We start from the raw sequence: 22,295 nt of genomic DNA on the forward strand, positions 1-22,295 counted from the left end.
CGGCTCAGGCGTACGACTCCTCACGTTATGCCCCCGTGACGGCGGGGTCGGGACCGGGGTGCCGGTGTCGCCGGTCGGCCGGGGTACGTTCCTGGGGGAACACCCATGTCTTCGGGAGGGCGACCGGATGGCCGAGAGCGTGACCAACTGGGCGGGCAACATCACCTACGCCGCCAAGGAGGTGCACCGCCCGCACTCGCTCGACGCCCTGCGCGCCCTGGTGGCGGGCAGCGACCGGGTGCGGGTGCTGGGCAGCGGGCACTCCTTCAACCGGATCGCCGAGCCGGGTCCTCAGGGTGTGCTGGTGGCGCTGGACGAGCTGCCCGTGGCCGCCGATGTCGACACCGCGGCCCGCACGGTGCGGGTGGGGGGCGGCGTCCGGTACGCGGAGCTGGCCCGCCGGGTGCACGCCGAGGGGCTGGCGCTGCCGAACATGGCGTCGCTGCCGCACATCTCGGTGGCCGGTTCGGTGGCGACCGGGACGCACGGTTCGGGGGTCGGCAACGGATCCCTCGCCGCCGCCGTGCGGGAGGTGGAGATCCTCACGGCGGACGGGGAGGTCGTGGTGATCGGGCGGGGTGAGGAGCGGTTCGGCGGGGTGGTGACGTCGCTGGGGGCGCTCGGGGTGGTCACCGCGCTCACTCTGGACCTGGAGCCCTTCTATGAGGTCGAGCAGCAGGTGTTCACCGAGCTCCCGCTGGCGGGGCTGGACTTCGAGGCGGTGGCGGGGGCCGCGTACAGCGTGAGTCTGTTCACCGACTGGCGGGCGCCGGGCTTCCGTCAGGTGTGGGTGAAGCGGCGCACCGACCAGGCGCCGGTGGACTTCCCTTGGGCGGCGCCGGCGACCGAGAAACTGCATCCGGTGCCGGGGATGCCGGCGGAGAACTGCACGGAGCAGTTCGGGGTGCCGGGGCCGTGGCACGAGCGGCTGCCGCACTTCCGGGCGGAGTTCACGCCGAGCAGTGGGGCGGAGTTGCAGAGCGAGTATCTGATGGAGCGGTCGACGGCCGTCGAGGTGCTGTATGCAATCGACCGTATCCGGGAGACGGTCGCCCCCGTACTGCAGACCTGCGAAGTGCGTACGGTCGCCGCCGACGAGCAGTGGCTCAGCCCGGCGTACGGACGCGACTCCGTCGCCGTGCACTTCACCTGGGTCGAGGACGTACGGGCCGTGCTGCCGGTCGTGCGGGAGGTGGAGGCGGCACTGGCGCCGTTCGCGGCGCGACCGCACTGGGGGAAGGTGTTCGACATTCCGTCGGCCGTCGTCCGTGGACTGTATGCACGGTCCCGCGACTTCGCGACCGTCGCCCGTGAACTGGATCCGACCGGCAAGTTCACCAACGCCTTCGTACGCGACACCCTGGGGATCTGACCGAGAATCCGACTCGGAGGCGACTTTATAAACCCCTTTCCTAATCCCTTGTCGAAAGCCCGCGCACGCCATAGCCTGGCGCGGCGCCGGAGCAACGTTGCCCCGGCCACGCATGGAAAGGGATGGGCCCGCCCGGTGAAGCGCACATCACGCGACATCCGCACCGCGAACCGCTACGAGGTGCTGCGCCAGATCATCGCCCACTCGCCCACCTCCCGGCAGGAGCTGGCGGCCGCCACCGGCCTCTCGCTCGCCACGGTCGCCACCCTCGTCGGCGAGCTGCTCGACCTGCGGATGATCACCGAGGTCGGGTTCGAGGACTCGGCCGGCGGCCGTCCCCGCGGCCTGGTCGCCGTCAACGCGTCGGGGGGCGCGCTGATCGGCGTCGACATCGCGGAGACGTATGTCCATGTCGAGCTGTTCGACCTCGGGCTGAACGTGCTGGCCCGGGCCGAGGAGGACGTCAGCCCCGGCGAGAGCCTCCCCGGGCAGGTGGTCGGCCATGTCGCCGCCGCCGTCGGCTCGGTGGTCGCGCAGGCCGGGATCGAGGGGGCCCGGGTGCTCGGCGTCGGGGTGAGCGTGCCGGGGCAGGTGGACCGCGCGACGGGTTTCGCCGAGTACGCGCCCAACTGGGACTGGCACGACGTGCCGCTGCTCGACCTGCTCACCGAGCACATCGCCTACCCCCTGTACCTGGACAACCCGCTGCGGGCCAGCGCGGTGGCCGAGCTGTGGTTCGGGGCGGCGCGCGGGCGCGGTGACGCCGTGGTCGTCAACCTCGGGACCGGGGTGGGCGCCGGGCTGGTCCTGGGCGGCGGGCTGCACCGGGGCGTGAGCAACAGCGCCGGCGAGTGGGGCCACACCACGATCGTCCTGGACGGCAGGCTGTGCCGCTGCGGCAAGCACGGCTGCGTGGAGGCGTACGTCGGCGCGTCCGGGATCATGCTGAGTCTGCGGGAGTCGAGTCCCGACAGCGCGCTGCTGCATCCCGAGGACCAGACGGCGACCATCGCCGCGCTGGCCCGTGCCCTGCGAGAGCGTGACCCGGTGGCGCTCAGGGTGGTGCGGGACACCGTGCGCTATCTCGGCGCCGGGATCGCGAACCTGGTGAATCTGTTCAACCCCGAAGTGGTGGTGCTCAGCAGCTGGGTCGCGGCCGCGCTCGGCGAGCCGCTGCTGGTCGAAGTGCGTGCGGCCGTGGCCCGGCACGCGCTGAAACGGCCGCTGGCCGCCACCGAGATCGTCCTGTCCCCGATCCCCACCGACCCGGTGTGCCTGGGCGCGGCGACGTTCGCGCTCGAAGGGGCGCTGCAGACGGTCGGGCAGCGGGCCGCCGCCAAGCGCACCACCGCCGCGAGGGCCCGTACCGCGCCGCCTTCCTGACGGTGCGGCGGGTGCGCCGCAGCACCCCCGTGTTCGTCATCCCGAACCGGACGCAACGTTTCGCACGGGCTTCGTCCAACCCCTTGCCGAAGCCTTAGCCGAAGGTTAACGTCCCGCACCGCACCGCATTGTGAGCCACGTAGCGCTGAAGCCGTGGAGCCGCAGCCGCACTCGAGACAAGGACGTCAGCATGTCGGCAATGAGCAACAGCAACTGGTCCCGCCGATCTCTCTTCCGGGCCGCCGCGGGCATGGCCGCCGCCGGCACGCTGGCCGCGTGCGGCGGCAACAACGGCCGGAGCGGGTCGGGTTCGGGCAACGGCCTGACCCAGTACTTCCACGCCTACGGCGAGGCGGGCACCGAGCAGGCGATCAAGAAGTACGCGAAGGCGTACAAGGAAGCGAACGTGACCACGCAGTGGATCACCGGCGGCAACTTCGAGAGCAAGCTGTTCGCGTCCCTGCTCACCGACCAGGCGCCCGACCTCTTCGAGTTCCACCCGCAGATCCAGCTCATCAGAAGCGGTCAGGTGGCCGACCTGACGGACATCATCGACCCGGTCAAGGACGACTTCAACCAGGCGGACATCGCCTCGCACACGGTGGACGGCAAGATATACGGCGTCCGCATGATCGACGACCCGCAGTTCTTCTTCTACCGCAAGTCCCTGCTGGAGAAGGCGGGCATCGAGCCCCCGCAGACGCTCGACGAGCTGATGGAGGCCGCGGCCAAGCTCACCACCAGCAAGGTCAAGGGCCTCTTCCTCGGCAACGACCTGCACGCCGTCATCCAGCCGCTGATCTACGCGGCCGGCGCGGACACCCTCACCGACAACAACGAGATCGCCTACCACACGGACGGCGTCGTCGCGGGCCTGAAGACGATGCGCAAGATCTTCACCAGCGGTGACCTGCTGCTGGACGCGCCGGCCGACTTCTGGGACCCCTCCGCGCTCAACCAGGGGCTGTGCGCCATCCAGTGGTGCGGCATGTGGGCCATGCCGGCGTTCCAGCAGGCGCTCGGCGACGACCTCGGCGTCATGCCGTTCCCCAAGGTCACCGACGCCGGCAAGCCCGCCGTGTACAACGGCGGTTGGTCGATGTTCGTCAACGCCAAGGGCAAGAACGTCGAGGCGGCCAAGGAGTACGTGAAGTGGCTGTGGATCGACCAGAAGGAGTACCAGGAGGACTGGGCCCTGTCGTACGGCTTCCACATCCCGCCGCGCACCTCCATCGCGCAGAGCGCCGACAAGCTGCAGTCGGGCCTGCCGGCCGAGGGTGTGAAGCTGTTCAACGAGTTCGGGCACTTCGACCGGATCGGCTGGACCCAGGCGATGATCACCGCCACGGAGGACGTGTTCGCCAACTGCGTCCGCAAGGACGGCGACCCGGAGGCGGAGCTCGACAAGTGCGACGCGAAGGTCGACGCCGAACTGAAGAAGCTCTTCCCGTAGGCGCCCGGACGGACTGACGTCATGTCGACCACCACCAAGCTCGACCCGGCGCTCCCCGCCGCGGCCGAGGCCCCCGGGGCCCGGCCGCGGCGGGGGCTGCGGGGCAGCAGCACCTTCAACTTCTGGCTGTTCACCGGCCCGTTCCTCGCCGGGCTGCTGATCTTCGTCTACGTCCCCATCGGCTGGAGCATCTGGCTCAGCTTCTTCGAGGCCCGGTTCACCGTCACGCCCAGCGAGTTCGTCGGCTTCGACAACTACCGGCAGATGCTGGGCAACGACGACTTCATGGGCTCGCTGGTCACCTTCACCGTCTTCGCCGCGATCATCGTGCCCACCACCTGGGCGCTGTCGCTGGGCCTGGCGCTGCTGGTGAACCGGCTGCGGTTCATGCGGGCGTTCTTCCGGTCGGTGTTCTTCCTGCCGACCGCGTGCAGTTATGTCGCCGCCTCGCTGATCTGGAAGATGTCCATCTTCAACGGCGTCCGTTTCGGCCTCGCCAACACGGTGCTCGGCTGGTTCGGCGTGGAGAACATCGCCTGGCTCGCCAACCCCGACCCGCCGTGGTACTGGCTGGTCATCGTCACCGCCCGGCTCTGGCTGCAGTCCGGCTTCTACATGATCCTCTTCCTGGCCGCGCTGCAGAACATCCCGGACGAGCTGTACGAGGCCGCCGCGATCGACGGTGCCAAGCCGGGCTGGCAGACCTTCCGGTACATCACGCTGCCCCAGCTGCGGGCCACCTCGACCGCCGTGATCCTGCTGCTGCTCGTGGCCGCCTACCAGGCGTTCGACGAGTTCTTCAACCTGCTGCAACGCACCACCTGGGGCCGGCCGCCCCTGGTCGAGCTGTACTACACCGCCCTCGGCCAGGAGCAGGACTACGGCCGCGGCAGCGCCGGCGCGGTGATCCTGACCCTGCTGATCTGCGTCGTGACCCTGTTCCAGGGCCGGATCATGGGCTTCGGAAGGGGTGACGAGTCCAAGTGACCACCACCGCACCGCAGATCGAGAAGCGGACCGAGCGGCGGACCGACGGGCCGCGCGGCGCCCGGCGCGGCGGGGTGATGGGCTCCACCGGCCTGTACGTCGCCACCGGCGTCGCCGCCTTCCTGTTCCTGATCCCGTTCTATCTGCTGATCCGCAACGCGCTGTCCACCGACCCGGAGATCACCGGCGAGAACTGGAAGCTGTTCCCCACCGACATCCAGTGGGGCAACCTCACCGAGCCGTTCGACGATCCCACGGTCGACTTCGGCCAGTCGTTGTGGAACTCGATGGTCGTCGGGATCCTGCACACGGTCGGCGTACTGCTGGTCTGCTCGCTGGCCGGCTACGGCCTCGCCCGGATCCCCTACAAGCACGCCAACAAGATCTTCTACGCCGTCCTGGTGACCCTGATGGTCCCGGCGGCCGTCACCTTCGTGCCCAGCTTCGTGCTGGTGTCGTCCCTCGGCTGGGTGGACTCCTTCCAGGGTCTGATCGTCCCGGGCCTGTTCAGTGGTTTCACCTGCTTCCTGTTCCGGCAGTACTTCCTGGGGTTCCCCAAGGAGCTGGAGGAGGCGGCGCGTGTGGACGGACTCGGCTACTGGGGTGCGTACTGGCGTGTCGTCGTCCCCAACTCGCTGAACTTCTTCGCCGCCATCGCGACGATCACCTTCATCAACGGCTGGAACGCCTTCCTGTGGCCGCTGGTCATCGGGCAGGACCCCAGCGCCTGGACGGTGCAGGTGGCGCTGTCGTCGTACATGACCAACCAGACCGTCAACTACCACCTGATCTTCATGGCCACGGCCATTTCCATCCTTCCCCTGCTGTTCGTGTTCCTCTTCCTCCAGCGCTGGCTGGTACAGGGGATCGCGCAGACCGGTATCAAGGGCTGAGCTAGGAGACCGATGTCTTTCCGCACCACAACGGCCATCGATTACGTCGAGGACGTCTCACCCGGTTCCGGGGCGCTGCCGCCCCGGGCCTGGTACGCCTCCTCGGACGCCACGTCGCTTTCCCTCAACGGCAGCTGGCGCTTCAGACTGTCCGGGACGGCCGACGCCGAGGACGACTCCTTCGCGGCGGACGGCTTCGACGCCGGGGACTGGTCCGAGGTGACCGTCCCGGGCCACTGGGTGCTGCAAGGACACGGCTCCCCCATCTACACCAACCACCTCTACCCCTTCCCGGTCGAGCCGCCCCGGGTGCCGACCGAGAACCCGACCGGCGACCATCTGCGCGTCTTCGACCTGCCGGAGGACTGGCCCGACCTCGCCGAGGGCGGCGCCGTTCTGCGGTTCGACGGGGTGGAGTCGTGCGCCCGGGTGTGGCTGAACGGCACGGAGGTCGGGGAGTTCAAGGGCTCGCGGCTGCCGCACGAGTTCGCGGTCGGCCATCTGCTGAAGACTGTCGGCAATGTACTGGCGGTGCGTGTCCACCAGTGGTCGGCGGGCTCCTACCTGGAGGACCAGGACCAGTGGTGGCTGCCGGGCATCTTCCGGGACGTCACCCTCCTGCACCGCCCCGCCGGCTGCGCGGTCGACTTCTTCGTGCACGCCTCCTACGACCACACCACCGGCGAGGGCACCCTGCGCGTCGACTCCGACGTCGACGGCCGGGTGACCGTGCCGGACCTCGGCATCGACATCGCCACCGGCGAGTCGGCGACCGTCGCCGTCCAGCCGTGGACGGCGGAGACGCCGAAGCTCTACGACGGCGCACTCGTCACCGAGGGCGAGCGGGTGCCGCTGCGCGTCGGCTTCCGCACGGTCGTCCTGGAGGACGGCCTGATCAAGGTCAACGGCAGGCCGATCCTCTTCAAGGGCGTCAACCGGCACGAGTGGCACCCGGAGAAGGGCCGCGCCCTCGACCTGGAGACCATGCGCGAGGACGTGCTGCTGATGAAGCGGCACAACGTCAACGCCGTGCGCACCTCCCACTACCCGCCCCACCCGGCCTTCCTCGACCTGTGCGACGAGTTGGGCCTGTGGGTGATCGACGAGTGCGACCTGGAGACCCACGGCTTCGTCGAGCAGAACTGGCGGGACAACCCCGTCGACGACGACCGCTGGACCCCGGCGCTGCTCGACCGCGCCGCCCGCATGGTCGAGCGGGACAAGAACCACCCGTCGGTGGTCATCTGGTCGCTCGGCAACGAGGCGGGCACCGGCCGCGGCCTGACCGCGATGGCCGAGTGGATCCACGGGCGCGACGCCTCCCGTCTGGTGCACTACGAGGGCGACATCGACTGCCGTGACACCGACATGTACTCGCGGATGTACGCCGACCACGCCGAGGTCGAGCGGATCGGCCGCAACCTCGACGGCGGCACCCACAAGCGGCGTGAACTCCCCTTCATTCTCTGCGAGTACGCGCACGCCATGGGCAACGGTCCCGGCGGGCTCGCCGACTACCAGCGGATCTTCGAGGCGCACGAGCGGCTGCAGGGCGCCTTCGTCTGGGAGTGGATCGACCACGGCATCAAGCACGCCGAGCTGGGCTACGCCTACGGCGGCGACTTCGGCGAGGAGCTGCACGACGGCAACTTCGTCTGCGACGGCCTGGTCTTCCCGGACCGCACGCCGTCGCCCGGCCTGGTCGAGTTCAAGAAGGTGATCGAACCGGTCGCGATCGACGGCGACGGCCCCGGCGGCGTCGTCCGCGTCACCAACAAGCAGGACTTCGCCGGCCTGTCGGCGCTGGCCTTCGAGTGGGCGTTCCAGGTGGACGGCGAGACGGTCGAGTCGGGCAGCCTGGCGGTGCCGGCGCTCGCGGCCGGCGAGTCGGCCGAGCTGAAGCTGCCGGAACCGCCCGCGGAGACCCGGTCGGGCGCGGAGACGGGGTGGACGGTGCGGGCGGTGCTCGCCGAGGACACCGCCTGGGCCCCGCGCGGGCATGTGGTGGCGTGGGGCCAGCTGCCGGTCGCGGCACGCGCGGTGCCGTCGGTTGCGGCGACCGACGGACCCACGGTGACGGACGGGCTGATCACGCTGGGCCCGGCCGCCTTCGACGCGCGCACCGGTGCCCTGAAGAAGATCGGTTCGGTGGAGGTCACCGGGCTGCTCCTCGACGTGTGGCGGGCGACGACGGACAACGACGACGGCATGTACTGCCACCCCGACGCACGCTTCGGCTTGATGTGGCGCAAGCTCGGCCTGCACCGCATGCAGCACCGGCTGGATGCCGTGGAGCCCGGCGACGACGCGTTGACCGTACGGACCCGGGTGGCGCCCGCCGCGGCCGAGGTGGGCCTGCGAACGGTGTACCGCTGGACCTCCGACGGCACCCTGCTGAAGCTGACCGTGTCCGTGACGCCCGAGGGCGACTGGACGGTGCCGCTGCCCCGGCTCGGCGTCCGCTTCGGTCTGCCGGGTTCGGCGGACGCGGTGCGCTGGTTCGGCGGTGGTCCGGGTGAGGCGTATCCGGACAGCAGGATGGCGTCGATGGTCGGCAGCTGGCGGTCGACCGTAGACAATCTGCAGACTCCGTATGTCCGTCCGCAGGAGAACGGCGCCCGCGCCGACGTCCGCTGGGCAGAGCTGGGCGGCCTGCGCGTCGAGGGCGACCCCGCATTCTGGTCCACCGCCCACCGCTGGACGAACGAGCAGCTCGATTCCGCCCAGCACCGCACGGACCTCACGCCCGGCGACACCGTGTGGGTCAACCTCGACCACGGCCAGCACGGCGTCGGCTCCCAGTCCTGCGGCCCGGGCCCGTTGCCGCAGTACTTCCTGACCGTCGGCCCCGCCGAGTTCTCGTTCGTGTTCTCGGAGACCGACTGACCTCCCCCGGTCCCCCGGAACACCGCCGCGGCCGGCCCCCCACCCCAAGGGGCCGGCCGCGGCCGTGTGGGGGGCCTACCGCACCTCCCGCCCCGCCCGCCGTACCGGCGTGAGCAGGGCCACCGCCGCGATCAGCACGCAGCATCCGCCCGCCGCCAGTGCCACCGGGGCCGTTCCCCGGCGTTCCGCGGTCCAGGTGAGGAGGATCGCGCCGACCGGGGCCGCGGAGTACTGGAGGGTCCAGTAGGCGGAGGTGACCCGGCCCAGGAGGGGTTCGGGGGTGACCTCCTGGCGCAGGGACATGGAGCAGGTGCCCGCGACGGCGACACAGGCGAGGAAGAGCGCGGCGAGGGCGGCGACCACGGCCACGTCCCCGGACCAGCCGAGGCCGGCGACGGCGAGTCCGCTCACCGCGACCGAACCGGTCCAGGCGGCCCCGAAGCCGAGGCGGCGGCGCAGCCGGGCCACGAGCAGGGAGCCGGCGACGGTGCCGAGGGCGCCGACGGCCATCACGGTGCCGACGGTGCCGTCGTCGTGACCGAGGTCGTGCTTGAGGTGATAGATGATCAGGTCGTTCAGCCCGAGCGTCAGGAAGCTGAAGACGAACAGCAGTCCGGTCAGCGCGCGCAGCACCGGGTGGCCCCACAGGAAGGACATCCCGACGCGCAGGTCCCGCCAGAGCCCGCTCCGCCGCGCCGACCGGTCGTCCGCCGGCCGGGCCCGGAAGCGCACGACGGTCATGCAGGCGGCCGAGACGCCGAAACTGGCCGCGTCGACGCCGACCGCGGCGGCCGGTCCGGTCCAGGCGGCCACGACCCCCGCGCACAGAGGGCCGAGGACGCCGGCGGCGGCCGCGGTCGCGTTCAGCCGTCCGTTGGCCTCGGTGAGCCGGCCCGTGCCGACCAGGCTGCGCACGACGGTCACATAGCCGACGGAGAAGAGCATGCCGACGGCCTCGCACACCGGCAGCACCGCGTACAGCAGCCAGATGCGGGGCCCGAACAGCCACACCAGTGGGACGGACCCGTACAGCACCATGCGCACCAGATCGCATACGATCAACAGTCGACGGCGGTCGACCCGGTCCACCACGGCCCCCGCGAACACCGCCGCGCCGACCGCGGCGGCCCCGCCCACCGCCGTCAGCAGACCCATCCGCGCGACCGACCCGGTGGCCTCCAGGACCAGCAGCGGAAGCGCGATCAGCGCGAAGGAGTCGCCGAGGACGGAGAGGGTCTGCGCGGCCCAGAAGATTCCGAAGTCCCGTTGCCGCCAAAGCGGTTGATCGCCGTCGCCGTCGGCCTTCCGGGTCCTCCCCCGCCGCGTCCCGTACGTCACCCGGCAACCCTACGTCCCACCACAGCGGCAGCGGCCTCAGCGGTCCCCGTGATGGTCGCGACCGTAGGCGCTCAGCACCTCCTGCCGCGTGCCCCCGGTGCGCAGGAAGCGTTCGTCGAGGGTGGCGGCGAGGTCGTCGAGTGCGGCGGCGAGGACGGACGCCGACAGGCGGGCGTCCGGGTGGCGAGCCCGCTGGGTCCGTTCGGCGAGTTCGGCGGCGTAGCCGATGTGGCGGGCCAGCGCGGTGTCGCCGGTGCCGTCGTGGAAGTAGTACGACTCCGGGTACTGGGCGAAGTCCACGCTGACGCGGGCGATCTCGGCGGCCAGCCCGTCCAGCAGGCCGGCGCCGGCGCCGGAGGCCAGGTCGTCGGGCGCCGGGTCGGTGCGGCGCAGATGGCAGATGCGCAGCGCCAGCGCCCGGCGGCGGGCCAGCGCGGGGAAGATGCCGAGGACCCAGGAGACGGTGGCGGTCAGCAGCGCGAACCCGACCAGCGCCTCCAGGGGCGCGACGATCCGCAGCCAGCCCTCCGCCGGCGCGATGTCGCCGAGGCCGAGGGTGCCGACGTGGACCAGGGAGACGTAGAGGGCGTCCACGGGCCGGGAGTGGCGGTCCGGTTCCAGTTCGCTGGAGAAGACGAAGCCCTCCGGCATGTGCGGCCAGTACACCATCGCCCAGCCCACGGCCACCCCGCAGGCCCACATCGCCACCACGCACGCCATGCCGAGCGGCCCGGCGACCCCGGCGGACCTGCGGCTGCGCCGGCCACGTGAGGACAGCCGCCACAGGGTCATCATCACGGCCCGGCTCAGTCCCCCGTGGCGGGTCGGATGCCACAGCGTGTGGAACACGTCCCGCAGGATGACCATCACGATGACCGCGCCGACCACCGAGATCACCCAGTCCATGCACCCTCCTCAGCCGTACCGCTACCGGCTCCAGCATGGTGCCGACCGGACACCGGGCCGAGGACATCCGCCCGGTGTCCGAAGCGCCGAGGGGGCGTTCGGGTGCTCAGTGGTCCGCGCAGCAGGGCGTCGGTTCGGGCACCTCGAAGGGGACGAGGACGCCCCCGGCGGCCGGCATGACGGTCAGGACGAGCTCGCCGTCCTGCCATTGCGGCCGTACGTGGTTCCGCGTCACGAGCCTTTCCCGCGGCGCCGGTTGACCGGGCGAGCCCAAGGCCGTCACCCGGTCGATCGCCGACCGCGCCAGCACCTCCGCGACGGTCAGCGTGCCGGTGAGGGAGGCGGCCCCCGGGTAGAGCACCGCCCGTCCCCGCGGGTCGGGCGCGCCGGGCGTCACGTCGTGGCCCCGTGCCGTGAGCCGCTCCCGGGCGGTGCGCGTCAGCGGCTCAGTCGGCAGGGTGAGGGAGACGACCACGCGCGGCCGGTCCCCGCGCACCAGGTGCGTACAGCCGAACACGGCCCCGGGAAGGGCGAGTTCGGCCGCCAGGGTGTGCAGCAGGTGGTCGGCCGCGCGCAGGTCCCTGGTCCCCGCGTCCACGGTGAGGACGTACGGCGGCACTGTCACGAGGGCAGGACCCACACCGGGTTGGAGTAGAACCACAGGTCACGCCAAGGGTCGGCGTCGCCCACGACGTCGAGGGCCGGCCCGGCCGGGTCGACCGCCGCGCCCATGGCACCGACCGCGCCGCGGTTGCCGTCGGACCCGCGCAGACGGACGTAGACCGGGCGGTCGACGCGGCCGAGGTCGTAGGTGAGGCGGACCGTGCCGGAAGCCTTGTTCACCTCGTACGACTTCACCACCCGGGCCGTGGGCGCGGTGAACGTGTCCTTGTCCTCGACCGGCCCTGTCACATCACCCTGGATGACGTCGACGCGGGCCAACTTGGGCAGGAAGCCGGCCCAGTTGGGGCCGCCGGCGAGGGCGATGTCGACCGTGAGCGTGACGCTCGTGCCCTTCCGGACGTGCAGCGCGCCGCCGAGCGTGGCCCACCGGCCGCCGCCGGTCATCCGGGCGTCGAGGCCGCTGATCAGCTGCCCGTGGTCGACCCAGATGCGCCCGGCGCGGATGCCGTCCATCACGGCGGCGTAGCCGAATCCGTCGGCGCCGACGTGCGTACGGCTGTACTGGCCGGGCCAGTAGTCGCCCTGGGCGATGTCGATCGCGCCGCTGTAGACCGGGTCCTCGTACCGGCCGTTGGCGTTGAAGTCGCTGCCCGGGCCGCGCACGGTGGTGTCGGCGTACACCTGGTGGCTGTCGCTGTTGGCGGTGATCCACCAGGGCTTGCCCTCGGCGAGCAGGCTGTCCCACAGTCCGCCGACCGTGGCGGTCATCCAGTCGAAGCCGCCCCAGGTGCGGTAGCTCTCCAGCGGGTAGCCGGGGAAGGAGTTGGCGCTGGGGTTGTTGTCGTAGATGCCGCGGGCGCGGCCCATGCCGAGGGGCGCGGGCAGACCGGCCGCCTGGTGGCCGGGCGCGCCCTCGAAGCCGACGGCTATCTGACGGCCGGCGCCGGTCGCGTCGCGCCAGCCGCGGATCTCGTGCGGGGAGTCGACACCGCGCCGCGCCGGGTGGTTGGCCAGCATCAGCGCGTCCTTGACCTTGCGCCGCTTGACCTGCTCCGCGAGGAAGTTGAGGCCGGCGATGGCGAGCGCCTCGTTGGCGGGCGTCGAGTCGCCGGCACCCTTCACGCTGCCGTCGTAGTCGGTCTCGAACTGCTTGAGGACGGCGACCTCGTTCCGGCCCGGGTGGACGAAGACGGTGCCGTGCTCGGCGGCCGGGATGTTCCACTCCAGGCCCTGGAAGACGAGCGTGTCCTGGTGGGCGGCCCGGGCCTGTCTGATGTCCGGGTTGACCTTCTCGACACCGATCCTGGCGTGCGTCGCGTTGCCGTGGTCGGTGATGACCAGCCAGTCCATGCCGTGCTTGGCGCCCTGACGGACCTGGTCGACGACGCGGTACTTGCCGTCGGAGCTGTACTGGGTGTGGATGTGGTGGTCGCCGGCCAGCCAGAGGAAGCCGTTCCTCCTGCGGCCGCCGGTGGCGGCGGCCGGCGTCGCGGCGAGCACGCTCCCGGCGGCCAGCCCCGCGCCGAGCAGCCCCGCCCGGCGCAACAGGGTGCGGCGCGAGTGCTGTTCGGGGTTCAGGGCCTCGTCGGGCACGGACGTGTCGAAGGCGGCGGGCAGGGCGCCCGCCGCCTCGTGGTCGTGAGAGTGGTCGTGTGAGTGGTCGTGTGAGTGGTCGTGGTGGTGATGATGACCGTGCGGATGTGTGTGCGCGTGCCCGTGCCCATGTCCCATGAACGCCTCCTGGATGCCGCTGCCTTCCGCGGCTGCCTTCCGCGCGACGCGACCGCGCCGCGTGGGGAGGATCGAGGCGAAACATGAACGTTGAACGACCGCGAGGTGATCCCCGACCACCTCACACACGTCGGATTGCCCTCCCCTGCTCCCCGGGGGGACGGCACCACCTAGGGTATTTCCTAGGCATCCTAGGTTTCCAGGAGTTCGCATGGCCCGTGCCGGTATCACCGCCGACCGCCTCACCGCGGCCGCCGCCGACCTCGCCGACGAGGTCGGCTTCGAGAACGTCAGCCTGTCCGCGCTGGCACGGCACTTCGGCGTGAAGGACGCGAGCCTCTACTCGCACGTCCGCAATCTCCAGGACCTGCGGACACGTGTCGCGCTACTGGCCGGCGGCGAGCTGATCGACCGGATCGCGGCCGCGGTCGCCGGGCGCGCCGGCCGGGACGCGCTGGCCGCCTTCGCGGGTGCATACCGGGTGTATGCACGGGAGCATCCCGGCAGGTACGCGGCGACCCAGATCCGCATCGACGACCCGGCCGCCGTCGCCGACTCCCCCGTAGCACGCCGCACCGCCGAGATCACCTACGGCATGCTCCGCGCCTACGGCCTCGACGAACCCGACCTCACCGACGCCGTACGGCTGTTGCGCAGCACCTTCCACGGCTACTGCGCCCTGGAGTCCACGGGCGGCTTCAACGCACCCCGCGACGTACAGCGCTCCTGGGACCGCGCGGTCGACGCCCTGCACGTACTGCTCCAGAACTGGCCCCGGGAAGGGAACGGCACCGATGACTGACCTTCACTACGACGTCCAGGGCACCGGTCCGGTCCTCCTGCTCGTCCCCGGCGGGGCGGGACACCCCATGGGGCTCGGCCCCATGACCGACGCACTCGCCGACCGGTTCACCGTCGTCACCCACGACCCCCTCGGCCTCGACCACGGCAGGCTCGGCCTGCCGGTCGCCGAGCAGCGGGTCGAGGACTGGAGCGAAGGGGCGCGCCGTGTGCTCGACGCGGTGCTGCCCGAGGGCGAGTCGGCGTACGTCCTCGGCACCAGCTCCGGCGGGATCGCCGCCCTCGATCTGCTGGCCCGGCACCCTGGGCGCCTGCGGCACGTCATCGCGCACGAGCCGCCCTGCGTGGGGGTGCTGCCGGACGGAGAGCGCCAACTGGCCGCGTTCCGGGGCGTGTACGACACCTACCGCGCGGCCGGGCTCGCGGCGGCGGGCGCACGGCTGGCGGCCGTACTGGAGGAGCGCGATCCCACTGCCGCCGCCGAGCCGGAGTCACAACCGCTCGCCGCTGCCGATGAGTTGACGAGCCCGATGGCTCTCTTCCTCACCCGCGTCCTGCGGTCCTTCTCCGCCTGCACGCCGGCACCCACGGCCTCGTCCGTGCCGCTCACCGTCGCCGCCGGGCGCGACTCCCGAGGGCAACTCCTGCACCGTACGGCCGAGTTCGTCGCCGAGCGCACACAGGGCGGCTTCGTGGAGTTCCCGGGCGGGCATCTGGGGGCGCTGGAGCATCCGGAGGACTTCGCCGGGTGCGTGGCGGAAGTGCTGTAGGGGGCCGCGGCTTCAGGCGCGCGGGGAGGGGGTCACAACCCCTGCACCTCGTCGTACGACGGCACCGCGCCCCGCGGTGTCCGGCCCGCGCCGATGTCCATGAGGGTTTCCAGGGCGGCGCCCAGAGCCCGCCGGTACAGCAGTGAGCCGAGGCTGACGCGGCGTACGCCGAGGTCGGCGAGGTGGGGCAGGGTCGGACCGGCGGGCGAGTAGAGGATGTTGAGCGGGACGTCGAGGTGCCGGACCAGCGCGGCGATCTCCCGGGGGTCGGTCAGGCCGGGCACGAACACCCCGTCGGCGCCCGCCTGCCGGTAGGCGTCGAGGCGCTTCAGGGTCCCCGTGCCGTCACCCCGCCAGTAGGTGTCGGTACGGGCGTTGACGAAGAGGCCCGGGACGGCGGCCTTGACGGCGGCGATCTTCGCGGCGTGCCGGCGGGCCGGGCCGAGCCCGTCCTCCAGGTTGATGCCGACCGCGCCGACTGCCGCCAACTGCCCTGCGAAATCCGCGACTTCGTCCGGATCCTCACTGAAGCCGCCCTCCGCGTCGACGGTGAGGAGGAAGGGCCCTGAGCCGAGGACGAGAGCGAGCCGCAGGGTCTCGTCGCGGGTCGCCGACACCCCGTCGGGCAGTCCGGCTGCCGCGGCCACACCGAGACTCGTCGTCCCGATCGCCGGATGACCGAGCGCGGCGAGGGCCCGCGCGGAGGCATGGTCCCAGGCGTTGGGCAGGAGCAGGGGTTCGGAGGCGTGGTGGAGAGCGGCGAAGGGTGTCATACCGGCACGCTAAGGGCGTGACAGTTCGGCGCCGGCCGAACCGTCCCGCGGCCGCCCACCACACCCCGCGCGGACCGCGGCCGGCGCATGGCGGCTTCCCTGCTCGACCGCGTCAGGACGAACCGTCGACCACGTGCACACGACTGTCGACCACATACACACAGCTGTCGACCGCATACACCCGACCGACACCTACCTGGCCACCGGCCGCCTACCGGCCACGGACGTCACCTGCATGCGTCGGTTCCGGCTGACGGACCCAGGCCGTCGCGACCGAGTGCCGCTCGGAGCCGGGCGAGCCACTCCGCGCCCAGCCGGCGCCCGTCGGGGAGTTGGTCGCGCCGATCCCAGCGCCACGCTGTGATGATCGCCAGCACGAGGATCCGGCACTCACGCAGCAAGTCCTGATCGACACCCGGATAGTGTGCGCCGACTTCTTCGGGTGCATGGGCGAGGTCGAATTCGACGGGCCCACGGCAACACGTCTCAAGGTCAATGAACAGCAGGCCGTTCTTCGTGGTGAGCACGTTGCCGGGGTGCGGCTCGCCGTGCAGCAGTTGCTCGGCGCCGCCGCGCTCGCCGATCACTCGTCCCAGGTTTCGTAACGTGTCGCCGAGCAGCTCCCGGTCCGCGTCGGCGAGCGCCGGTGTGAGGTCGCGGTCCGCCACGAGTCGTTGAGCCTGCTCGACTCGATCCGTGAAGCGCGGCGCCGGGACATCCAGCGTGCGCATGCCGGCATGCAGCCGCTCGAGCGCCCGGGCGTAGTCGGCCGGCGAGACCTCTTGGGCCGCCAGGGGCTCGTAGTAGGTCCACAGCGTGACCACGAAGCCGTCACGCTCATGGACGCGCGGCTCCACACCAGGCTCCAGAGCAGCCACCGGGCACCCGGATTCGGCGAGCCGCTGCGCAAGCTCCACTTCGAACCGCGCGACCTGATGCGCCACAGGCGCCACCCGGGCCAGGACGTCACAAGGCAGCAGACGGAGAGTGAGCTTGTTCGAGTCATGAAGGACGATCGCGTCGTCGACGGCCAGGCCCAGCGATGAGGCGATCGACAGGGCGGCAGTCACCGCACGCGGAACCTCTGACGCCTGCATCGTCGCCCGGCCCCTTTCCGTTGAGCGCTGCGACAATTCGCCACGCGGCGCAACGTGCGCACCCTACCCAGCTTTTCCACTTCGGCTGTTGAGCTACTCGCGGGCCTGAGCGTTCACTGTCGGACAAGCGTCACGGCTGTCCGCGCCCAGCCCGGCGAGCAGGCGCAGTCCGTCCTCGGCGGGGCTGCCGGGCTCGGCGGACAGCACCAGCAGCTCCATGCCCGATGCGTCCGGCAGCGCGAAGTTTTCCTGGTGCAGTTCCAGCAGTCCGACCAGCGGGTGCCGGTATGCCTTGCGTCCATGGGTGCGGGAGCTGACGTCCGCACGGGCCCAGAGGCGGCGGAAGCGCTCGCTGCCCATCGCCAACTCGCCGATGAGCGACGCCAGACGGGGATCATCGGGGAATTTGCCGGCGGCCAGGCGCAGGTGCCCGACGACGTCGCGGGTGCATTTCTCCCAATCCGCGTAAAGGCCGCGCTCGGCTTCCTCGAGGAAGATGTGCCGGGCGGTGTTCAGGCCCGGCATCGGCCGCCCGTAGAGGAGCTCGGCGAGGCGGTTCCCGACGAGCACGTCCATGCGGTGATCCATGATCAGCGCGGGCGCGTCGGCAACCAGGCCGAGGACGCGCAGCAACTCCGGCCTGACCCGGCTGCCCGGCGCCTTCGCGCGGCGGCGGCGCTGCCGGGCCAGCCGGTACAGGTGCCCGCGTTCGGTCTCGTCCAGGCCGAGGACGCGGGCGAGGGCGTCGAGGACCTGCCCGGAGGGCTGGGTCGCGCGGCCCTGCTCCAGGCGTACGTAGTAGTCGACGCTGACTCCGGACAGATGCGCGACCTCTTCGCGGCGCAGCCCCTCGACCCGGCGGCGGCTGTCGACGGGGATGCCGACGGCTGCCGGGTCGACCCGGGCACGCCGGGTCCGTAGGAAGCTCGCAAGGTCGTCCATGTCCCCAGTATGGCCTCGGCGGTGCCCGTGAAGGTGGTCCTGCCATTCCCAGGAAGTCCCGTCCGACGGACGAGGCGTCCCTGAACGCCGGGCGCCGCGGCACCCAGGATCGACGGCATCCGATCCGAAGGAGTCCGTGATGAAGACGCTGATCGTCTACGCCCACCCGGAGCCGAAGTCGCTCAACAGCTCACTGAAGGACCTTGCGGTCTCGACACTGGAGAGCGCCGGGCACGAGGTGCGGGTGAGCGATCTGTACGCGATGAACTGGAAGGCAGTCGTGGACGCCACCGACTACGGCCCCCATGCCTCAAGTCCGCTGAAGGTCGCGGCGGACTCGGGCCGGGCCTTCGACGCCGGGACGCTCACCGCGGACGTCCGCGGCGAGCAGGAGAAACTGCTGTGGGCCGACACGGTCATCTTCCAGTTCCCGCTGTGGTGGTACACGATGCCCGCGATCCTCAAGGGCTGGGTGGACCGGGTGTTCACCTACCACTTCGCCTACGGCGTCGGCGAACACAGCGACACCAAGTACGGCGAGCGCTTCGGCGAGGGCACCCTCGCAGGCAGGAAGGCCCTGCTGTCGGTGACCGCCGGCGGCCCGGAGTCGCATTATGCCGCTCGCGGGATCAACGGCCCCATCGACGACCTGCTGTTCCCGATCCACCACGGCATCCTCTACTACCCAGGCATCGAGGTGCTGCCGCCGTTCGTGCTGTACGGCACCGACCGGATGACCGACGAGGACTACCCGGACGTCGCCAAGGCATGGCAGCAACGCCTGCTCACCCTGGAGTCGACCGAGCCGATCCCGTTCCGACGGCAGAACTTCGGTGACTACGAGATCCCTTCGCTGCACCTGAAGGAGGGCCTGGAGCCGGCGGGCCGCACAGGTTTCGGGCTGCACGTCCGCGGCTGACCACCGACGGTGTCCAAGCCGAGCCGTGGTTCTGCGTCGCGTGACCAGCGGAGCCGATGCCGTTCGACGGACGGAGGGGGAAGGGGCCCGCGCCCGAGCGGGGCCGGCTCGGTCAGGCCCGCTCGCCCGCGCTCCGCTCCACGCAGAACTCGTTTCCCTCCGGGTCGGTGAGGACGCACCACCCCGTGCCGTCGGGGTTGCGGCGGTCGGCGACCAGGGTGGCGCCCAGGGTGAGGAGGCGTGCGACCTCCTCGTCCCGGGTGCGGTCCTGGGGCTGGAGGTCGAGGTGGATGCGGTTCTTGACGGTCTTGGCCTCCGGCACGGTGACGAAGAGCAGGCCGGCGGCCTCGATCAGGGCCTCGGGATCGCCCGGCTTGTCGTCGTCGTGAAGGGGGTGGCCCAGGACCTCGGACCAGAAACGGGCGAGGGCGTGGGCGTCGGCCGAGTCGATGGTGGTGTGCCGGATCGAAGAAGTCATGCCGGGGATTGTTGTGGAGCCGGGGAACAGAGGCGACGGGATTTCGTGGTCGCCCCCGTCCGGCTCAGGGGATCCGGTGCTGCTCCTCGCGTCCGTCGGACCAGTGGAGGTGCAGTTCGTGCGGGTCGGGTACCTCTACGGTGACGAGGTGGGCCAGCGGGTCGGGGTTGGGCTCGGCGGTGAGACGGGCGAGGGTGACGAAGAGGGTGGGGGGCTCGGATGTCTTGCCCGTCAGTGCGGGGATGTGCGAGTCGTGGGGAGTGGGGGTCAGTTCGGCGCCCGCCCCTGCGGCTGGGAGCAGTTCGGAGCGTACGCCGTCGGCGGGCGCCCATCCGGTGATCCGCACCGGGGTCCCGGGTGCCGTGCCCGTCACCAGGTGTGCGCGTACCTCGGTCGCGCCGGACGTCACCACCAGGGTGGTGACCTCGGCCGCGCCGCCGGCCGCGGTGTGGCGTGAGGCCGCCCAGGTCTCACCGGCGCCGAGCGGCACGATGTCGGTGCGGCCGGGGTCGCCGGCGACGATCACGCTGTTGTCGTACGACTCCGAGGGCGCCGTCACGGTCGAGTAGGCGAGGCGGGTGTAGTAGGGGTCGTAGCGGACGTCTTCGCTGCCGTGGTTGTGGAGGCGGACGACGCCGTCCGAACTGGTTGACTGCAGGAGCCAGTTGGGGGCTGCGAGCGGGGTGGTCGCGTCCTCGCGTTCGGCGGGGCCGGGTTCCTCGGTCGCCGTCCAGACCTCGTGGTCGGGCGGGAGCAGCAGGCCGAGGAAGCCCTTGCTCGCCCAGTAGGGCGAGGCCGGGCCGGAGTAGCCCTGGAGGACCCGCTCGTCGGGGCCGTGCCAGCCGAGGGTGAGCAGGCCCCGGGAGTCGACCGCGCCCCGCTCCAGGAAGTACTTCAGCGCCCCGGACGCCAACCGCCTCGTCTCCCCCGGCGACAGCGGGGTGTGGCCGGTGAGCGCACCGAGCCACAGGGGGACCGTGGTGGCGAAGCGGTACGTCAGGGAGCGGCCCTGGTGCAGGGGGGCGCCGTCGGCGCCGAAGAGGCGGGCGTAGTCGGCGAGGTGTGCGGACAACCGTGGACCGTATACGGAAAGCAGTCGGCTGTCGTCTGTCAGCCAGGCGTGCAACACCGGATACAGGTGCATCGCCCAGCCGTTGTAGTAGTCGAACTTCCGGCCGTCGCCGTCGGTGTACCACCCGTCGCCGACGTACCACTTCTCGATCCGCTCAAGCCCGCGCTCGGCCGCCGCGCGGGATGCCTCGACCTCGTACCCGACCGACTCCAGGAACCCGCCGACCGTCACCGGGAACAGCTCCCAGTTGCACGGCCACGCCTCGGCGGTGAGCGCGTCCCCGAGCCAGGCCGCCGCCCGCTGCCGTACCCCGTCGTCCAGCCGGTCCCACAGCAGCTCCCGCGTCAGCCGCAGCGCGAGGGCGATCGACGCCGCCTCGACCAGGGGCTGGCTGCGGTCCTCGATGCGCGGCCAGACGCCCGCGGTGCCGGCGGCCAGGCCCTCGGCGTACCGTTCCAGCGCGGTCTCGTCGCGGCGGAAGGCGGCCAGCAGCAGCGTCCGGGCGTAGCCCTCCAGGCCGTCGGAGAGCCGGCCGGACCAGCTCTCCCGGCCACCGGGGAAGTGGTAGAGGGCGCGGTCCTCGGTGGCGTAGGGGGCAACGGCGGCGAGCAGGGTGTCGGCGGCCGCCTCCCAGTGGGCGCGGGTGTATCCGGTGTACGGGCTCCGGTCGACGGCGGGCGGGGGCAGCTGCATCGGGGGTGTCAGTCCTTCCGGCGGTGGCCTGGGACGCCCCGGTTCCGGTCGGGGCGCCCCAGGGGTTCATGCGGGGCTCATACGGGAGTCATCCCACCCGTACCAGGCCCTCCGGCACCAGATGCCGGGCGACGAGTTCGTCGCGGACGATGCCCGCGTACACGGTCGCGCCGTGCGCGGACGTGTGGGTGTTGTCCCGCTTCTCGTTGTAGAGGTACAGCGCTTTCGACGCCTCCGGGCCCAGCGACTCCACCAGCGCCTTGGTCTTCGCGGTGAGGTCGATCAGGGGGACGTCCTCGGCTGCCGCGACCGAGCGGATCACCTCGGGATGGTTCACGCCGAGGCCGTTGACCAGCAGCGCGATGTCGTTGTTGAGCGTGCCGTCGGAGCTGAACCAGCGGCGCACGATCGGGGTGACGAGAACCGGCTCGCCGCCCTTCGCCCGGGCCGCGGCCACCAGGGTCTCCAGGTTGGCCCGGTAGGTCGCCTGGTCCGTCTGCTTGTCGTTGTGGGCGAGCTGGATCAGGACCAGGTCACCGGGGCGGATCCGTGGCTCCACGGTGGCCCAGAGCTGCGGGTTGTCCAGGAAGCTGACCGTGCTCTCCCCGGAGTCGGCGTAGTTGGCGACCGACAGTCCCTTGCGCAGGTATTGGGGCAACTGCTGACCCCATCCTGTATACGGTTCGCCCGGCTGGTCGCAGACCGTGGAGTCGCCGACGAGGAAGATCTGGCGGGCGTGCCGGGCCGGGGTGACCTTGATCGCGGCGAGGGCGGGGGCGGAGCCGCCGATCGTCAGGTCCAGGCCGGGAGTTCCCGCGGCGCCGGTCGGTTCTCCCTCGGGTGTGCGGACGTCGACCGTGAAACTGCGGGCGACGCGCTCACCGGCCGGCGCGGCGGTCTCCGGCAGGAGGGCGCGCCGGGTCTCGCCGGAGACGCTCGTGCTGGAGGCGTCCTCGCCGCCCAGGAGGATCTTCACATCGTAGGTGCCGGGCGGGACGTCGAAGTGGCAGGCGGTGGCTGTGCAGTTCTCGATGCCGAGGGGCGTGTCGTCGTCCCGGGCGTGGGCGGGCACGGCCGTCAGGGCGGTGGTCAGGCTCACCGCGGCCAGCATGGCGATGGTGAAACGTCTCACTTGCGGCTCCTCGATCACGGCAACAGGGCCTGGCGGTGGACCGTA

At 71.3% G+C, this 22,295-nt stretch carries 19 protein-coding genes; 9 read left to right on the forward strand and 10 right to left on the reverse strand.

Features of this window, described 5'->3' with window-relative positions; genetic code table 11:
* The first annotated feature begins 127 nt into the window (after positions 1–127).
* From ACH5AC_RS13635 to ACH5AC_RS13660, 6 genes are all read left to right on the forward strand, one after another.
* On the forward strand, positions 128–1,372 hold the full coding sequence (locus tag ACH5AC_RS13635; RefSeq protein ID WP_398861921.1) for an FAD-binding protein: 1,245 nt from the start codon (positions 128–130) through the stop codon (positions 1,370–1,372).
* A gap of 135 nt (positions 1,373–1,507) precedes the next feature.
* The gene (locus ACH5AC_RS13640; RefSeq protein ID WP_398861922.1) at positions 1,508–2,755 is read left to right on the forward strand and encodes an ROK family transcriptional regulator; all 1,248 of its coding nucleotides are present in this window, start codon (positions 1,508–1,510) and stop codon (positions 2,753–2,755) included.
* Between the two features lie 190 nt (positions 2,756–2,945).
* On the forward strand, positions 2,946–4,208 hold the full coding sequence (locus tag ACH5AC_RS13645) for an ABC transporter substrate-binding protein (protein ID WP_398861923.1): 1,263 nt from the start codon (positions 2,946–2,948) through the stop codon (positions 4,206–4,208).
* Between the two features lie 21 nt (positions 4,209–4,229).
* A complete protein-coding gene (locus tag ACH5AC_RS13650) occupies positions 4,230–5,195 on the forward strand; it encodes a carbohydrate ABC transporter permease (RefSeq protein ID WP_398861924.1) in 966 nt (321 codons plus the stop codon).
* On the forward strand, positions 5,192–6,088 hold the full coding sequence (locus tag ACH5AC_RS13655) for a carbohydrate ABC transporter permease (protein WP_398861925.1): 897 nt from the start codon (positions 5,192–5,194) through the stop codon (positions 6,086–6,088). Before ACH5AC_RS13650 ends, ACH5AC_RS13655 begins: the two co-directional genes overlap by 4 nt.
* Positions 6,089–6,100: 12 nt before the next feature.
* A complete protein-coding gene (locus tag ACH5AC_RS13660; RefSeq protein WP_398861926.1) occupies positions 6,101–8,974 on the forward strand; it encodes a glycoside hydrolase family 2 TIM barrel-domain containing protein in 2,874 nt (957 codons plus the stop codon).
* 75 nt (positions 8,975–9,049) lie between these two features.
* On the opposite strand, the gene ACH5AC_RS13665 is transcribed toward ACH5AC_RS13660, so the two are convergent.
* From ACH5AC_RS13665 to ACH5AC_RS13680, 4 genes are all read right to left on the reverse strand, one after another.
* Positions 9,050–10,312 carry an MFS transporter gene (locus tag ACH5AC_RS13665; protein WP_398861927.1) on the reverse strand — a complete coding sequence of 421 codons (1,263 nt, stop codon included), beginning with the start codon at positions 10,310–10,312 and terminating at the stop codon, positions 9,050–9,052.
* 36 nt (positions 10,313–10,348) lie between these two features.
* Positions 10,349–11,218, reverse strand: a complete 870-nt coding sequence (locus ACH5AC_RS13670) for a potassium channel family protein (RefSeq protein WP_398861928.1) — start codon at positions 11,216–11,218, stop codon at positions 10,349–10,351.
* A gap of 106 nt (positions 11,219–11,324) precedes the next feature.
* Complete coding sequence (locus ACH5AC_RS13675) at positions 11,325–11,843, reverse strand: hypothetical protein (protein ID WP_398861929.1); 519 nt, start codon at positions 11,841–11,843, stop codon at positions 11,325–11,327.
* Complete coding sequence (locus ACH5AC_RS13680) at positions 11,840–13,573, reverse strand: PHP domain-containing protein (protein ID WP_398861930.1); 1,734 nt, start codon at positions 13,571–13,573, stop codon at positions 11,840–11,842. Before ACH5AC_RS13680 ends, ACH5AC_RS13675 begins: the two co-directional genes overlap by 4 nt.
* 211 nt (positions 13,574–13,784) lie before the next feature.
* On the opposite strand from ACH5AC_RS13680, the gene ACH5AC_RS13685 reads away from it, so the two are divergent.
* Both ACH5AC_RS13685 and ACH5AC_RS13690 read left to right on the forward strand, forming a co-directional pair.
* Entirely contained in the window at positions 13,785–14,375 is a 591-nt protein-coding gene (locus tag ACH5AC_RS13685) for a TetR-like C-terminal domain-containing protein (protein WP_398861931.1), read from the forward strand.
* Positions 14,368–15,144, forward strand: a complete 777-nt coding sequence (locus tag ACH5AC_RS13690) for an alpha/beta fold hydrolase (RefSeq protein ID WP_398861932.1) — start codon at positions 14,368–14,370, stop codon at positions 15,142–15,144. Before ACH5AC_RS13685 ends, ACH5AC_RS13690 begins: the two co-directional genes overlap by 8 nt.
* Before the next feature lie 32 nt (positions 15,145–15,176).
* Here the strand turns inward: ACH5AC_RS13690 and ACH5AC_RS13695 are convergent, their stop codons facing one another.
* The 3 genes from ACH5AC_RS13695 to ACH5AC_RS13705 all read right to left on the reverse strand — a co-directional run bounded on the left by ACH5AC_RS13695 (position 15,177) and on the right by ACH5AC_RS13705 (position 17,956).
* Positions 15,177–15,917 (reverse strand): isocitrate lyase/phosphoenolpyruvate mutase family protein, encoded by a 741-nt coding sequence (locus ACH5AC_RS13695; RefSeq protein ID WP_398861933.1) that lies wholly within the window; start codon positions 15,915–15,917, stop codon positions 15,177–15,179.
* 227 nt (positions 15,918–16,144) lie between these two features.
* The gene (locus tag ACH5AC_RS13700) at positions 16,145–17,014 is read right to left on the reverse strand and encodes a phosphotransferase enzyme family protein (protein WP_398861934.1); all 870 of its coding nucleotides are present in this window, start codon (positions 17,012–17,014) and stop codon (positions 16,145–16,147) included.
* Between the two features lie 93 nt (positions 17,015–17,107).
* Positions 17,108–17,956: a helix-turn-helix transcriptional regulator gene (locus tag ACH5AC_RS13705; RefSeq protein ID WP_398861935.1), complete on the reverse strand. Its 849-nt coding sequence runs from the start codon at positions 17,954–17,956 to the stop codon at positions 17,108–17,110.
* A gap of 139 nt (positions 17,957–18,095) precedes the next feature.
* Between ACH5AC_RS13705 and ACH5AC_RS13710 the strand changes: the two genes are divergently transcribed.
* Positions 18,096–18,875 (forward strand): NAD(P)H-dependent oxidoreductase, encoded by a 780-nt coding sequence (locus ACH5AC_RS13710; protein ID WP_398861936.1) that lies wholly within the window; start codon positions 18,096–18,098, stop codon positions 18,873–18,875.
* Between the two features lie 112 nt (positions 18,876–18,987).
* On the opposite strand, the gene ACH5AC_RS13715 is transcribed toward ACH5AC_RS13710, so the two are convergent.
* From ACH5AC_RS13715 to ACH5AC_RS13725, 3 genes are all read right to left on the reverse strand, one after another.
* Positions 18,988–19,353 (reverse strand): VOC family protein, encoded by a 366-nt coding sequence (locus ACH5AC_RS13715; RefSeq protein WP_398861937.1) that lies wholly within the window; start codon positions 19,351–19,353, stop codon positions 18,988–18,990.
* A gap of 64 nt (positions 19,354–19,417) precedes the next feature.
* On the reverse strand, positions 19,418–21,118 hold the full coding sequence (locus tag ACH5AC_RS13720) for a DUF2264 domain-containing protein (protein ID WP_398861938.1): 1,701 nt from the start codon (positions 21,116–21,118) through the stop codon (positions 19,418–19,420).
* An 88-nt stretch (positions 21,119–21,206) separates the two neighbouring features.
* Positions 21,207–22,250, reverse strand: a complete 1,044-nt coding sequence (locus tag ACH5AC_RS13725) for a rhamnogalacturonan acetylesterase (protein ID WP_398861939.1) — start codon at positions 22,248–22,250, stop codon at positions 21,207–21,209.
* Between the last annotated feature and the right edge of the window lie 45 nt (positions 22,251–22,295).

It is taken from the genome of Streptomyces sp. NPDC018693 (genome assembly GCF_044391385.1).
GTDB lineage: Bacteria > Actinomycetota > Actinomycetes > Streptomycetales > Streptomycetaceae > Streptomyces.